The organism is Streptomyces sp. NPDC002640, assembly GCF_053592575.1.
The window spans coordinates 169,815-183,917 of record NZ_JBSFVZ010000015.1; the positions used below are offsets into that span (position 1 = coordinate 169,815).

Consider the following 14,103-nt stretch of genomic DNA (forward strand, 5'->3'; position numbering starts at 1 on the left):
ACCAGCCATGAGTTACAACCAGCCGGGCCCGTACGGCCAGCAGCCCCAGCAGCCCGGGCCCTACGGACAGCCGGGGGCTCAGCAGCCTGGCCCCTACGGCCAGCCCGGCGGCCAGCAGCCCGGCCCGTACGGCGCCCCGCAGCAGCCGCAGCCCGGATACGGCTACCCGCAGCAGACCCAGGGCCAGCCGCAGCCCGGTTACGGATACCCGCAGCAGCCCGGCGTCCCGCCGCAGGCGGGCCCGTACGGCCAGCAGCCGGGCCAGCCCGGCCAGCCGCCGTACGGCATGCCCCCGCAGGGCGCGCCCGGCGGCGGTGGCGGCGGCAGGAAGACGGGCCTGATCATCGGCGGCGCGGCCGTGGTGGTCGCGATCGCGGTGGGCGCCTACTTCCTCATCGGCGGTGGCGGCGGCGCCTCGGTCGCCGACGACGGCCCGCACAAGCTGACCACGCCCGCGACGGTCCTCGGCGACTACAAGAAGGCGGAGACCGGCGCGGCCGGCAACAGCGGCGGCTTCACCGAGGAGGACCTGAAGGACGCCGAGAAGCACGGCGTCAACAACGCCAAGGACGTCCAGGCCATGTACCAGGCCGGTGACCAGAGCGACCCGATGGCCCTCAAGATGCTCCAGTTCATGGGTGTCTACGGCGAGATCGAGGACCCGGAGAGCGTCGTCGACGGCATGTTCGACGAGATGAAGAAGAACGCCTCCAAGGAGGACGGCGAGACCGTCGGCTCCCCGCAGGACTTCACCACCGACAAGGTGGTGCTGAAGTGCCAGGAGATCGTGGCGAAGCCCGACGACACCACCGCCGGACAGCCCGCCGAGGTCCACATGGCGACCTGCATCTGGGCCGACCGCTCCACCCTGGGCGTGGTCATCCCGATCAACCTGTCCGACATGATGAGCGGCAAGGGCGTCGACCTGAAGTCCGCGTCCGACCTGACGAGCAAGCTCCGCGCCGAGGTGCGCGTCAAGGCCTGACGGCCGCCACGCACGCGCAGGGGCCCCGGTCGACGTGACCGGGGCCCCTGCGCGTGAACGGTACTGCGGCTAGGCCGACTTCTGCTCGCCGCCGCCCCGGCCGCCGCGCGCGTCGCGCGGGATCAGGGTGGGGTTGACGTTGGAGTGGACCACGTCTGCGGTGATGACGACGCGGCCGACGTCCGTGCGGGACGGCACCTCGTACATCACCGACATCAGGACCTCCTCCATGATGGCGCGCAGTCCGCGCGCGCCGGTCTGGCGGAGGATGGCCTGGTCGGCGATGGCCTCCAGCGCCTCGCGCTCGAAGTCCAGCTCGACGCCGTCGAGTTCGAACAGCCGCTGGTACTGCTTCACCAGCGCGTTCTTCGGCTCGACCAGGATCTGCAGCAGCGCCTCGCGGTCCAGGTTGTGCACCGAGGTGATCACCGGCAGGCGGCCGATGAACTCGGGGATCATCCCGAACTTGACCAGGTCCTCGGGCATGACGTCCTCGAACTGGTCCTTGGCGGACAGCTCCCGCTTGGAGTGGATGGTCGCGCCGAAGCCGATGCCCTTGGCGCCGGCCCGGGACTCGATGATCTTCTCCAGCCCGGCGAAGGCGCCGCCCACGATGAACAGGACGTTCGTCGTGTCGATCTGGATGAACTCCTGGTGCGGGTGCTTGCGCCCGCCCTGCGGCGGCACCGAGGCGGTGGTGCCCTCGAGGATCTTCAGCAGGGCCTGCTGGACGCCCTCGCCGCTGACGTCGCGGGTGATCGACGGGTTCTCGCTCTTGCGGGCGACCTTGTCGATCTCGTCGATGTAGATGATCCCCGTCTCGGCCTTCTTGACGTCGTAGTCGGCCGCCTGGATCAGCTTCAGCAGGATGTTCTCGACGTCCTCGCCGACGTAGCCGGCCTCGGTCAGCGCGGTCGCGTCGGCGATGGCGAACGGTACGTTCAGCATCCGCGCGAGCGTCTGGGCGAGGAGCGTCTTGCCGGAGCCCGTGGGGCCCAGCAGGAGGATGTTGGACTTGGCCAGCTCGATGGAGTCCTCGCGGCCCTGGCCGCCGCCGTTCTCACCGGCCTGGACCCGCTTGTAGTGGTTGTACACCGCCACCGAGAGCGCCTTCTTGGCGGGCTCCTGGCCCACCACGTAGCTCTCCAGGAACTGGTAGATCTCCCGCGGCTTCGGGAGCTCCTCCCAGCGGGTCTCGCTCGACTCGGCGAGCTCCTCCTCGATGATCTCGTTGCAGAGATCGATGCACTCGTCGCAGATGTACACACCGGGGCCTGCGATGAGCTTCTTGACCTGCTTCTGGCTCTTGCCGCAGAACGAGCACTTGAGCAGATCGCCGCCGTCACCGATGCGTGCCACGGTGTGCTTCCCCTTCGCCTGGGAGCCCACGGACGCCTGTGCGTCCCCGGTCTCCACGGTGCTGCCTTATGTCGACGGTACCTTGCCTGGCCCCCCGTTCGGGCCCCCCTTGGCAGGGTCCGCTCCGGAACGCATCCGGGCGAACCCCGCCAAGGGGCGGCAGACGTCATGCCGCCGGCGTGAAAATCGCGGCGTCAGCGGACGCTGGCGTTGTTCATCTTGCGGGTCGAGATGATCTGGTCGATCAGCCCGTACTGGAGCGCGTCCTCGGCGGTGAGGATCTTGTCGCGCTCGATGTCCTCACGGATCTTCTCGATCGCGGTGGTGGAGTGCTTGGCCAGCATCTCCTCGAGCTGCGAACGCATCCGCAGGATCTCGTTGGCGGCGATCTCCAGGTCGGAGACCTGACCGCGCCCGGTCTCGCTGTAGGGCTGGTGGATCAGCACGCGGGCGTTCGGGAGCGCCATGCGCTTGCCGGGCGTGCCGGCCGCGAGCAGGACGGCGGCCGCGGAGGCGGCCTGGCCCATGCACACGGTCTGGACGTCCGGCTTCACGAACTGCATCGTGTCGTAGATCGCGGTGAGCGCCGTGAAGGAGCCGCCGGGGCTGTTGATGTAGATCGAGATGTCGCGGTCCGGGTCCATCGACTCCAGGCACAGCAGCTGCGCCATGACGTCGTTGGCGGAGGCGTCGTCGATCTGGACGCCCAGGAAGATCACGCGCTCCTCGAAGAGCTTCGCGTACGGGTCGTACTCGCGCACGCCCTGCGAGGTGCGCTCGACGAAGCGCGGGATCACGTAACGGGACTCGGCGACCGGAGCGGTCAGCTCGGCGCGCGTGCGGTCGTACAGGCCGCTGCCGGGGAAGTCGTTCATTCTCTGTCTCCTGGAAGGCGGGGCGGGGGAGGGCCGGTGTGCGGGTGCGGGAATCAGGCCCCGGTGCCGCCGCCGCCCGGCATGTTGGCGGCCGTGGTGATGACCTCGTCGATGAGGCCGTAGTCCTTGGCCTCCTGGGCGTCGAACCAGCGGTCCCGGTCGGAGTCGCGGGTGATCTGCTCGACCGACTGACCGGTGTGGAAGGCGGTCAGCTCCGCCATCTTCTTCTTGGTGTGCAGCAGGCGCTCCGCGTGGATCTTGATGTCCGACGCGGAACCGGCCAGGCCGGCCGACGGCTGGTGGATCAGGATCTCGGCGTTCGGCAGCGCGAAGCGCTTGCCGGGCGTGCCGGCGCTCAGCAGGAACTGGCCCATCGAGGCGGCGAGGCCCATCGCGATCGTCACCACGTCGTTCTTGATGTACTGCATGGTGTCGTAGATCGCCATGCCGGCCGTGATCGAGCCGCCGGGGCTGTTGATGTAGAGGTAGATGTCCTTGTCCGGGTCGGCGGCAAGGAGCAGCAGCTGTGCGGTGATCTTGTTGGCGATGTCGTCGTCGACCGGCTGGCCGAGGAAGATGATCCGCTCGTTGAGCAGCCGGTTGTAGACCTGGTCGCCGAGGCCACCACCGATGGAAGGCTCGCCGGCGGCGGAGGGCATCAGATTCGTCACGTATCCACCTGCTCGTCTTACGACGGCGCCGGGCCGTCTCACGTGTTCTGCCGGGGCGGGGGTGGTGCTCTTTGCCCCTGCAGCGCGCCGCGATGATCGGCGGCGACGGGGACTCCCCTGCCCTCGTATTCATGGACCCTAACGCGCAGGCAGTCACGTGCCATCCCGGTTCCTGGGGTGTTCGCTGTGAGCGCATGGGACCGGGACGACGGTCCTCTCCCCCGTCGGGCCGCGGTCGTGCCGCCGTCGTGCCGCGGTCGTGCCGCCGTCGGGGGAAACGGGCCGGGCCCCGGTTCCGTGCTGGGCGGCGCGGAACCGGGGCCCGGGGAGAGCTCGGGGAGCGGGAGGGTCAGCCCTCCTTGGACTCCTCGGCGGCGGCCTCGGTGGTCTCGGCGGTCTCGCCGGCCTCCGTGGTCTCCTCCTCCTCGTCGTCGCTCAGGTCGACGACCTCGCCGTTGGTGTCCTTGACCGTGGCGGACTCGACGACCAGGGCCAGCGCCTTGCCGCGGGCGACCTCGCCGACCAGCATCGGGACCTGGTTGCCCTGGACGACCGCCTGGGCGAACTGGTCGGGGGACATGCCGGAGGACGCCGCGCGCCGCATGAGGTGCTCGGTGAGCTCCTCCTGGTTGACGTTCAGCTTCTCGCGGTTGACCAGGGCGTCGAGGACGAACTGGGTCTTGATGCCCTTGACCGCGGCCTCGCGGGTCTCGGTGTCGAACTCCTCGGCGGTCTTGCCCTGGATCTCGAGGTACTTCTCGAGGTCGAGGCCCATCTGGCCGAGCTGGTGGTGCTCCAGGTTGTGCTTGCGGGTCTGGATCTCGTCCTCGAGCAGCTTCTCGGGGATCGGGACCTCGATCAGCTCGAGGAGCTTGTCCAGCACGCGCTCCTGGGCCTGCGTGGCCTGGTCGTACTGCTTCATGTTCTCGAGGCGCTTGCGGCTGTCCGCCTTGAGCTCCTCGAGGGTGTCGAACTCGGAGGCGAGCTGGGCGAACTCGTCGTCCAGCTCGGGCAGCTCGCGCTTGGCGACCTGGCCGACCTTGACGGTGATCTCGGCCTGCTTGCCGGCGGCGGAGCCGCCCTTGAGCTCGGAGGTGAAGGTGACCTCGCCACCGGCCTCGACGCCCTTGACGGCCTCGTCGATGCCGTCGAGCAGCTCGCCGGAACCGATGGTGTAGCTGACGTCCTTGGCGATGCCGTCCTCGAGGACCTCTCCGTCGACCTTGGCCTCGAGGTCCAGGGTCACGACGTCGCCGTCCTCGGCGGCGCGCTCCACCGGGGAGGTGGTGGCGAAGCGCTCACGCAGCTGCTCGACCGACTTGTCGAGGTCCTCGTCCGTCACCTCGACGGCGTCGACCTCGACCTCGATGTTCGAGAAGTCCTCGGGGAGCTCGACCTCGGGGCGGATGTCCACCTCGGCGGTGAAGCTGAGCAGCTCACCGTCCTTGAGGTCCTTGATGTCGACCTCGGGCTGGCCCAGGACGTCGATCTCGGCCTCGTCGACCGCCTGCGTGTAGAACTTCGGGAGGGCGTCGTTGATCGCCTCCTCGAGAACCGCACCGCGGCCGAACCGCTGGTCGATGACGCGGGCCGGGATCTTGCCCTTGCGGAAGCCCTTCACCGTGACCTGCTGGTTGATCTTCTTGTACGCCGCGTCGAGGCTGTCCTTGAGCTCCTCGAAGGGCACCTCGACAGTGAGCCGAACCCGAGTCGGGTTCAGGGTCTCCACGGCGCTCTTCACGGTTCGGTCTCCTTGTGGCTGACTGCTTGGGTTGGCCGGGACCAGAACGGTCCGGCGACTCGCGCACCGGGGCGGCTTCGGCGTCAGGCTCTGAAGGCTTCACGGCTGACTGCACACGGGCGCGCTTGCATAGTAACCGCAGCCGCCACACCACCCAAAAGGCGATCACCGGACCCCAGCGGGCGCCCGGTGATCGTCGGTGTCGGGGTGGCGGGATTTGAACCCACGGCCTTCCGCTCCCAAAGCGGACGCGCTGCCAAGCTGCGCCACACCCCGTCTGGTGCGATCCGTAGGGTACACGCGGCAGGCCCCCGGGGCCGCCGGTTCGCGCGCCGCCGCACCGCCGGTTCGCGCGCCGCCGCACCGCCGCTCGCGGGCCGCCGCACTCCCGCGCGCGGGAGTCGGGGACCGGCCGGGCGGTCTCGCGGGAAGAGGCGGAGGGAGTGGCGGAGAGGGGTGTCGGGCGGAAGGGAGGTGCAGTCGGGTGCGACGACCCGCTAACATGCCTTCTGTCGCCGTGGCCCTGCCACCGGCGCACCCTCGCGGGCGTAGCTCAATGGTAGAGCCCTAGTCTTCCAAACTAGCTACGCGGGTTCGATTCCCGTCGCCCGCTCCAACGGCCCGGGGCCGGTCCGGAGGTTCACCCTCCGGACCGGCCCCGGCGCGTTTTCCCGGGCCTCGCCCGGCGGCGGTTCAGAAGTTTATCGAATTGATCATCGACGCCACGGAGTCGAGGAATCTCTGGATGTCGTCGGCCATCCCCGTCGAGGCGAGGAAGAAGCCGAAGAGCATGGCGACGATCGCCGGCCCCGCCTTGAGGGACCCACCCCGGATCAGGACGACGAGGACGATCCCCAGCAGAAGCACCACGGACAACGAAATGGCCACGACTGATCACACCCTCGGTCGGTCCCGCTTGCCGCCATGGGATGTACCCGGCCCACCCCCGGCCAACCCATCGTCGCACCCAACTCTCCCCGGCCGTACGGCGGGTGAGGTCGCGGCGGCACCCTCCGGGTGCATGTTCGAAGCTCGCGGGAAAAGTCCGATGGTATCGACGGAACACGTCGGCAATTCCCCCGACAAGCCGTGCCGATATTTCCCGCACATTCGTTTCCGCGTATCCACAGATTCCCCGCAGCACGCCCCTACGGCCAGGGGCACCATGCCCGATCTGTCAACATTTGACAGGAAATAGGGATACCTAAAAGGGACGTCCCCTCCCGCCGGACGCGTTTCCACCCCCTGTGCCGATCGTCACAAAAGTCGATGACATCGCAGGTGGATAAGGGGGTATCCGGTCGCGAGGCGGTATTGCGCCGACCCTGCGTTTTTACGGATTCGCACAACCGACGCTAGGGTGCCTCAGATGTTTCACGTTGCCTCGTCCCCCTCACGTGCGACGACGAACATCCGGACCTTCCGCCCCTGCCCGCGGGGTGGTCACCGGTGAACGCGCCGCAGCCGCACATCAGTCAGCGAACCCCGCGCAGACCGCTCCCCGCGGTCGGACAGCGCGACTCGTTCTTCGACAACGCCAAGTACCTGGCCATCGTCCTCGTGGCCCTGGGACACGTCTGGGAACCGCTGCGTGACGGCAGCCGCACCATGGGCGTGCTCTACATGGTGGTGTACGCCTTCCACATGCCGGCGTTCATCGTGATCTCGGGCTACTTCTCGCGCTCGTTCGCGTTCAAGCCCCACCAGATCAAGCGCCTGATCAGCGGTGTGGTGGTCCCGTACATCGTCTTCGAGACGGCCTACTCCTTCTTCCGGCGGTGGCTCCACGACCCGGACGCCCCCATCAGCCTGCTGGATCCGTGGTACCTCACCTGGTTCCTCGCGGCCCTCTTCGTCTGGCGGCTGACCACCCCGATCTGGCGCTCGCTGCGGTACCCGCTGGCGATCGCCCTGGCGATCGCGATGCTGGCGACCGTCTCGCCGAAGATCGGCAACGACCTCGACATGCAGCGCGCCCTGCAGTTCCTGCCCTACTTCGTGCTGGGCCTGTGCCTGAAGCCGGAGCACTTCAAGCTGGTGCGCACCCGTCGGATGCGCATCCTGGCCGTCCCGGTCTTCGCCGCGGCGCTGGTGGTCGGCTGGTGGGCCAAGGGCAACATGACGACCGCGTGGTTCTACCACCGCGACGCGGCCCAGGAGCTGGGCGGCGCCTGGTGGATCGGCCCGCTGATGACCCTCGGCATGTTCGGCTGTTCCGTGCTGCTCACGGCGTGCTTCTTCGCCTGGGTGCCCGGACGGCGGCTGTGGTTCACCGCGCTCGGCGCGGGCACCATCTCCGGCTACCTGCTGCACGGCTTCCTGGTGAAGGGCGGCATCTGGCTCGGCTGGTTCGACCAGGGCTGGGCCGAGGGGCCGCTGGGCGCCCTGCTGTGCACGGTGGTGGCGGGAGCCGTGGTGACCCTGCTGTGCACGCCTCCGGTGCGCAAGGCGCTGAAGGCCGTGCTGGAACCGGACCTGGACCGCTTCTTCCGCCCGGACGAGAACGCGGCGAGGGCCGCGAAGACCGGCGCGCCCGCCGAGGGCGCGGAGAGCCGCGGGAAGGTCCCGGCCGGCGTCTGAGACACCACCCCGACGAAGGCACCGCGACCGGGGCCCCGCCGCGCAGGAGACGCGCGGCGGGGCCCCGGTCGTGTCGTGGGCGAACGCCGAGCACCCCGGCGCCCGGCGGGGTCAGCCGGTGCGCGGCGCCCGGCGGGGTCAGCCGCTGCGGGAGATGAGCAGCAGCGCCCGGTCGTCGTTGACGTCCTTGGCGACCGCCTCGATGAGGTGCCAGGCGGCGCCGTGGAAGCCGCCGACCACGTAGCGGTCGGCCTCGCCGGTGAGGCGGTCGATGCCTTCCACCAGGTCCCGTTCGGCCGTCTCGACCAGTCCGTCGGTGAAGAGCATCAGCACGTCGCCGGGGCGCAGCGAGCCCTTGCACGGGTCGAAGGACGCGCCGTCGTAGACCCCGAGCAGCGGGCCCTCGGCCGTCTTCTCCTCCCACCGGCCGGTGCCGGCGGACAGCTGGAGGCCCGGCGGGTGGCCCGCCGAGTAGAGCTCGTAGTCACCGGTCTCCAGGTCGAGGACCAGGTGGATGGAGGTGGCGAAGCCCTCCTCCCAGTCCTGCCGGAGCAGGTAGCCGTTGGCCGCCGGGAGGAAGTCGTGCGGCGGCAGGGAGCCCAGCAGGCCGCCGAACGCGCCGGAGAGCAGCAGCGCCCGGGACCCGGCGTCCATGCCCTTGCCGGAGACGTCGGTGAGGACCACTTCGAGGGTGCGCCCCTCGTTGGTGCGGGCCGCGACCACGAAGTCCCCGGAGAACGACTGGCCGCCGGCCGGCCGCAGCGCCATCTCGCGGTGCCAGCCCTCCGGCAGGTCCGGCAGCGCGCTCTGCGCCCGGATCCGCTCGCGCAGGTCGAAGAGCATGGTGCCGCCGCGCCGCCAGGGCACGCCCACCCGGCTGCGGAACTGGGCCACCATCAGGCCGACGAAGCCGCACGCGGCCACCACCAGCACGACGCCCGGTGTGACCCGGGCGAACCCGTCCGGGTAGGGCCGCAGGGCCAGCGCCTCCACGATCAGCGCGGTGGCCGCGGCCGCGTAGAGGGCGAGCAGGCTGGCGGGCCGCAGCAGCAGCCCGCCCACCACGATGGGCAGCACCAGCGCCGCCGGGGTGAACCAGACGGCGTTGGCGAGGGTCAGGCTCGCGATCAGGGGAATGGTGAGCAGCAGGGCGGCGAAGGCGATCCAGTCGGAACCGTCGCCGCGGAAGTAGTCGACGGCGGCCTTGCGCAGGCCGATGCGGGCCCGGTGGACCTGCTTCTTCATCCGGGCCGTGAACGTGTCGGCGGCCGACCGCCCCTCTCGTCCTGCTGCCATCGCTTGGGACCCTATCCAGCGGACCCCGTCCCTGGCACGGGAGGTCCCACTTGTCCCCCGTCCGGGGCCCGATTCGGGCCCAAGGTCCCGGGTGCCGCGGCCGCTCACGCGCCGGGCGCGTTCGCGGGCTGGCAGCCGGGGCACCAGAACAGGTTGCGGGCGGCCAGTTCGGCGGTGCGCACGGCCTCGCCGCAGACGTGGCAGGCCTGGCCGGTGCGGCGGTAGACGTAGACCTCGCCGCCGTGGTCGTCGACGCGGGGCGCGCGTCCCATGGCGTCGGGGGTGTGCTCGGGGCGCACGGTGTCGATCCGGTTGTTCCGGACGCCCTCGCGCATCAGCTCCACCAGGTCGGCCCAGATCGCGTCCCACCGGTCGCGGGTGAGCTCCCGGCCGGGCAGGTAGGGGTCGACGCCGTGCCGGAAGAGGACCTCGGCGCGGTAGACGTTGCCCACGCCGGCGACGACCTTCTGGTCCATCAGCAGGGCGGCGACGGTGGTGCGGCTGCGGGAGATCCGGCGCCAGGCGGCGTCCGGGTCGGCGTCCCGGCGGAGCGGGTCGGGGCCGAGGCGGTCGTGCACCGCCCGCTTCTCACCGGGGGTGATCAGCGCGCAGGCGGTGGGGCCGCGCAGGTCCATGACGGCCGAGGGCCCCAGCAGGCGCAGGCGGACGGTGTCGGTGGGCGGGGGCGGCGGGGCGGCGCCGAAGGCGACCTTGCCGAACAGGCCGAGGTGGATGTGGACCCAGTCGGCGTCCCGGAAGCGGAGGAACAGGTGCTTGCCGTGCGCCTCGGCGGCGGTCATCCGGGCGCCGTCGAGCAGGGCGGCGCCGTCGGCGAACTTGCCCTGCGGGCTGCTGACGCGCACCGGGGCGTGCAGGAAGCGCTCGGCGCAGTCCTGGGCGAGCCGGTGGATGGTGTGCCCTTCCGGCACGGGTCGTTCTCCGTTCTGCCCCGCTCCACGGCGCGGCCCCCGTACGGGTCGTACGGGGGCCGGCGGGGTCCTGGGGCGTGGTGCGGCCGCGGTCGCCCGCGGCCGGTCCTACTGCTGCGGGTGGTGCGCCGGGATCGGCGGGAGGTCGCCGGTCTTCTCGTAGTCGGCCAGCATCTCGATGCGGCGGATGTGGCGCTCGTCGCCGGAGAAGGGCGTGTTCAGGAAGATCTCGACGAACTTGGTCGCCTCCTCCCGCGTGTGCATGCGGGCGCCGACGGCCACCACGTTCGCGTTGTTGTGCTCGCGGCCGAGGGCGGCGGTCTGCTCGCTCCAGGCCAGCGCGGCGCGCACGCCCGCGACCTTGTTGGCGGCGATCTGCTCGCCGTTGCCCGAGCCGCCGATCACCACGCCGAGGGAGCCCTCGTCCGCCGCGGCGCGCTCCGCGGCGCGCAGGCAGAACGGCGGGTAGTCGTCCTGGGCGTCGTAGATGTGCGGGCCGCAGTCCACCGGCTCGTGGCCGGCGGCCTTGAGCCACTCGACGAGGTGGTTCTTCAGTTCGTAACCGGCGTGGTCGGAGCCGAGGTAGACGCGCATGGTCCGAGTGTGACACGAGCGCGTGTGCCGGACACGCACGGGGGGCACCGGCCGGGGAGAACCTGCTTTTCACGCAAACTGTGACGTCTGCCATAGGTGTGGAGGCAAAAGCGCGATAACAATCCGGAACCCAAGGTTCCACGGAGGCTTCTCCTCCGATTCACTGAACTGTCGCTCCGGCGACTCCCCCGGTCCCTCACCAGGGGCGGACGGGGACCCCCACGCACACCCGCGCAAAGGAACGGCTTCATGACTTCTGGAGGACATGAGGGCTCCGGCCTTCAGGCAGGCCTCAAGAACCGGCATCTGACGATGATCGCCATCGGCGGTGTCATCGGCGCCGGGCTCTTCGTGGGTTCCAGCAGCGGCATCGCGGCCGCCGGCCCCGGCATCCTGCTGTCCTACGCCCTGGTGGGCGCGCTCGTCGTCTTCGTGATGCGGATGCTCGGCGAGATGTCGGTCGCCAACCCCACCTCGGGCTCCTTCTCGGCGCACGCGGACCGGGCGCTGGGCCGCTGGGCCGGGTTCTCCATCGGCTGGCTGTACTGGTTCTTCTGGGTCGTCGTGCTCGCGGTCGAGGCGACCGCGGGCGCGGTGATCCTGGAGGGCTGGATCCCGGCCGTGCCGCAGTGGGCCTGGGCGCTGATCGTGATGGTCGTGCTCACCGCCACCAACCTGGCCTCGGTCGGCAACTACGGCGAGTTCGAGTTCTGGTTCGCCGGCATCAAGGTCGTCGCGATCGGCGCGTTCATCGCGATCGGCCTGCTGGCGGTCTTCGGCGTGCTGCCGGGGGTCGACGCCGAGCAGGCGTCCTGGTCCAACCTGACCGAGCACGGCGGGTTCCTGCCGAACGGCGCCGGGGCCATCATGATCGGCGTCCTGATGGTCGTCTTCTCGTTCATGGGCTCCGAGATCCCGACCCTGGCCGCCGGTGAGGCCGAGGACCCGCAGAAGGCGGTCACCCAGGCCACCAACAGCATCATCTGGCGCATCGGCGTCTTCTACCTGGGCTCGATCCTGGTGGTCGTCACGCTGCTGCCGTGGGACTCCGAGAAGATCGCCGAGGACGGCTCGTACGTGGCCGCGCTGGAGTCGCTCGGCATCCCCGGCGCCGGCCAGATCATGAACTTCATCATCCTGACGTCGGTCCTGTCCTGCCTTAACTCCGGCCTGTACACGGCCTCCCGGATGGCCTTCTCGCTGGGCCTGCGGGGCGACGCGCCGAAGTCCTTCGCCACCACCACCCGCAGCGGTGTGCCGCGGGTCGCGATCCTCGCCTCGGTGGCCTTCGGCTTCGTCGCGGTCTTCTTCAACTACGTCTCCCCGGACAAGGTCTTCCACTTCCTGCTGAGTTCCTCGGGCGCCGTGGCGCTGTTCGTGTGGCTGGTGATCTGCGCGTCGCAGCTGCGGATGCGCCGGATCATCATGCGCGAGGCGCCGGAGAAGCTGGTCGTGAAGATGTGGCTGTTCCCGTACCTGACCTGGGCGTGCATCGCGTTCATCGTCTTCGTGATCGGCTACATGCTCTTCGACACGGAGTACGGCAACCAGGAGATCATGCTGCTGACGCTGCTGGTGGCGGCGATCGTGGTCGGCATCGCGCTGATCCGCGGCCGCCGGAAGCCCCCGGCGCCGGACACCCCGGCCGGGGACTCCCCCACCACGGACCTCACCAAGGCGTAACCCCCGCCGCCGCTTCTCCACGGGACCCCTCGTCGCCCACCGGGCGGCGGGGGGTCTTCCCGTTGCTGCCGTTGCTGCCCGGTGGGGGGCGGGGGGCGGGGTTGGGCTCGATGGCGGCGGGGGTCGAGCGCGGGCTCGGCGCGGGGCTGAGCGCGGGATGGGCGAGGCCGGGCTCCGTACGGGGATGGGGCGCCGGGGTGGAACACGGCGGTTCGGCGCCGGGTCGAGCGCGGGCGGGGGTGAGGGCTCGGGGCCGGTGCGGGGGTCAGCGGGGGGTCAGCGGGGGAGGGCCAGCAAGGGGGGTGGGGTGGTCCGGGGGGCCGCTGTCAGGGCGGTGCGGATGACGGTGGCCTGGTGTTCCAGGCCCTGCGGGGTGGTGAGGCGGACGCGGGGCACGCGGATCACGGTGATCCCGAGCCGTTCGAGGCGGTCCCGCTTGCCCGCGTCCCCCGGCGCGTCCAGTTCCACCGCCACCCCCCGCTCGGGCCAGTACGCGTCCACCGCGCCCAGCGACGGCCCCTCCGGCAGCCGGAGCTCGACGTTCCACACCGGGTCCGGCAGCCCGTGCTCCCAGGCCATCCGGTACAGCCGCTCCTCCGCCGCCGCGCGCCCCTCGGCCACCAGGACCTCCATCGCCTCGGCCACCCGGGGCCGCCCCGTGACCCGCACCCGGCGCAGCTCCCGCAGGAGCGCGGACGGCTCGCAGTGGCCGTCCTGGACCGCCTCGGTGAACAGGCGCCGGACGACGAGCGGGTCGGACTCCTCCGGCAGGTGCGCCACCGCGTCGGCGACCGCCCGCTCGACGGGGGCGACGGGCACCCCGGCGGCCAGGTCCGGCACCGGCATCCGGGCGGTGCGCAGCACCCGCGCGTACCCGGCGGAGCGGACCCGGCGGTTGCGCGGGACCAGCACGTCGACGGCGTCGAGCAGGGCGAGCGCGGGTACGGAGGCGAAGTCGCGCAGGGCGAGCGCGGCCGCACCGGTGACCACGGTGTCGGCGTGGAGCGGGTCGTCGCGCCGCGGCTGGGCGGGGACCTGGGTGGCCTCCCGCGGCGCGTCCGCCGGGCCGGCGGCCGGTTCGCGGCGGGAGGCGTAGAGCAGCGCGCCGTGCAGGCGCTCCTCCCCGGTGGGCGCCCCCTGGCGGAGCAGGTAGACGCCGGGCAGCAGCCGCTGCCAGGGCCCGCCCGGCCGGGACCGCTCCGCGGCCTGGCCGGGCGTCACGCCGTGGGCGCGCAGCTCCGCCACCGTGACGAGCAGGCGCGCCCCGGACGAGGCGGCGACGGGGGTCCCCCCTGCCCGGACGGAGCCGAGCGCCTGGGGGAGGGAGGAGAGCGAGGGGTTCTCGGGGGAGTCGTGCGTCATGCCCCCTTGCTTCCCCCTACGGAGCAGC

The 14,103-nt window shown here is 70.9% G+C and carries 12 protein-coding genes and 2 tRNA genes; 4 read left to right on the forward strand and 10 right to left on the reverse strand.

The window, feature by feature from the left end; genetic code table 11:
• The first annotated feature begins 7 nt into the window (after positions 1–7).
• The gene (locus tag ACWD3O_RS20770; protein ID WP_451416880.1) at positions 8–985 is read left to right on the forward strand and encodes a hypothetical protein; all 978 of its coding nucleotides are present in this window, start codon (positions 8–10) and stop codon (positions 983–985) included.
• Positions 986–1,054: 69 nt separating this feature from the next.
• Here ACWD3O_RS20770 and clpX read toward each other — a convergent pair whose 3' ends face one another.
• The 5 genes from clpX to ACWD3O_RS20795 form a co-directional block, all read right to left on the reverse strand.
• Complete coding sequence (gene clpX, locus ACWD3O_RS20775) at positions 1,055–2,344, reverse strand: ATP-dependent Clp protease ATP-binding subunit ClpX (protein ID WP_451411918.1); 1,290 nt, start codon at positions 2,342–2,344, stop codon at positions 1,055–1,057.
• A gap of 194 nt (positions 2,345–2,538) precedes the next feature.
• On the reverse strand, positions 2,539–3,219 hold the full coding sequence (locus ACWD3O_RS20780) for an ATP-dependent Clp protease proteolytic subunit (RefSeq protein WP_451411919.1): 681 nt from the start codon (positions 3,217–3,219) through the stop codon (positions 2,539–2,541).
• A 53-nt stretch (positions 3,220–3,272) separates the two neighbouring features.
• Positions 3,273–3,878 (reverse strand): ATP-dependent Clp protease proteolytic subunit, encoded by a 606-nt coding sequence (locus tag ACWD3O_RS20785; RefSeq protein WP_356136489.1) that lies wholly within the window; start codon positions 3,876–3,878, stop codon positions 3,273–3,275.
• A gap of 361 nt (positions 3,879–4,239) precedes the next feature.
• Positions 4,240–5,631 (reverse strand): trigger factor, encoded by a 1,392-nt coding sequence (gene tig / locus ACWD3O_RS20790; protein ID WP_451411920.1) that lies wholly within the window; start codon positions 5,629–5,631, stop codon positions 4,240–4,242.
• 202 nt (positions 5,632–5,833) lie between these two features.
• Positions 5,834–5,907 (reverse strand) — tRNA-Pro (locus ACWD3O_RS20795).
• Positions 5,908–6,173: 266 nt separating this feature from the next.
• On the opposite strand from ACWD3O_RS20795, the gene ACWD3O_RS20800 reads away from it, so the two are divergent.
• A tRNA-Gly gene (locus tag ACWD3O_RS20800) sits at positions 6,174–6,247 on the forward strand.
• A gap of 77 nt (positions 6,248–6,324) precedes the next feature.
• On the opposite strand, the gene ACWD3O_RS20805 is transcribed toward ACWD3O_RS20800, so the two are convergent.
• The gene (locus tag ACWD3O_RS20805) at positions 6,325–6,519 is read right to left on the reverse strand and encodes a hypothetical protein (protein WP_356136418.1); all 195 of its coding nucleotides are present in this window, start codon (positions 6,517–6,519) and stop codon (positions 6,325–6,327) included.
• A gap of 561 nt (positions 6,520–7,080) precedes the next feature.
• Between ACWD3O_RS20805 and ACWD3O_RS20810 the strand changes: the two genes are divergently transcribed.
• On the forward strand, positions 7,081–8,211 hold the full coding sequence (locus ACWD3O_RS20810; protein ID WP_451416881.1) for an acyltransferase family protein: 1,131 nt from the start codon (positions 7,081–7,083) through the stop codon (positions 8,209–8,211).
• A gap of 138 nt (positions 8,212–8,349) precedes the next feature.
• On the opposite strand, the gene ACWD3O_RS20815 is transcribed toward ACWD3O_RS20810, so the two are convergent.
• From ACWD3O_RS20815 to ACWD3O_RS20825, 3 genes are all read right to left on the reverse strand, one after another.
• A complete protein-coding gene (locus ACWD3O_RS20815; RefSeq protein WP_451411922.1) occupies positions 8,350–9,507 on the reverse strand; it encodes a PP2C family protein-serine/threonine phosphatase in 1,158 nt (385 codons plus the stop codon).
• A gap of 104 nt (positions 9,508–9,611) precedes the next feature.
• A complete protein-coding gene (locus ACWD3O_RS20820) occupies positions 9,612–10,436 on the reverse strand; it encodes an Fpg/Nei family DNA glycosylase (protein WP_451416882.1) in 825 nt (274 codons plus the stop codon).
• Positions 10,437–10,544: 108 nt separating this feature from the next.
• The gene (locus ACWD3O_RS20825) at positions 10,545–11,030 is read right to left on the reverse strand and encodes a ribose-5-phosphate isomerase (protein WP_451411924.1); all 486 of its coding nucleotides are present in this window, start codon (positions 11,028–11,030) and stop codon (positions 10,545–10,547) included.
• A 249-nt stretch (positions 11,031–11,279) separates the two neighbouring features.
• Here ACWD3O_RS20825 and ACWD3O_RS20830 point away from each other — a divergent pair, with 249 nt between their 5' ends.
• Positions 11,280–12,713, forward strand: a complete 1,434-nt coding sequence (locus ACWD3O_RS20830; protein WP_451411925.1) for an amino acid permease — start codon at positions 11,280–11,282, stop codon at positions 12,711–12,713.
• Positions 12,714–12,989: 276 nt separating this feature from the next.
• Here ACWD3O_RS20830 and ACWD3O_RS20835 read toward each other — a convergent pair whose 3' ends face one another.
• On the reverse strand, positions 12,990–14,075 hold the full coding sequence (locus ACWD3O_RS20835) for a hypothetical protein (RefSeq protein WP_451411926.1): 1,086 nt from the start codon (positions 14,073–14,075) through the stop codon (positions 12,990–12,992).
• Positions 14,076–14,103: the final 28 nt, after the last annotated feature.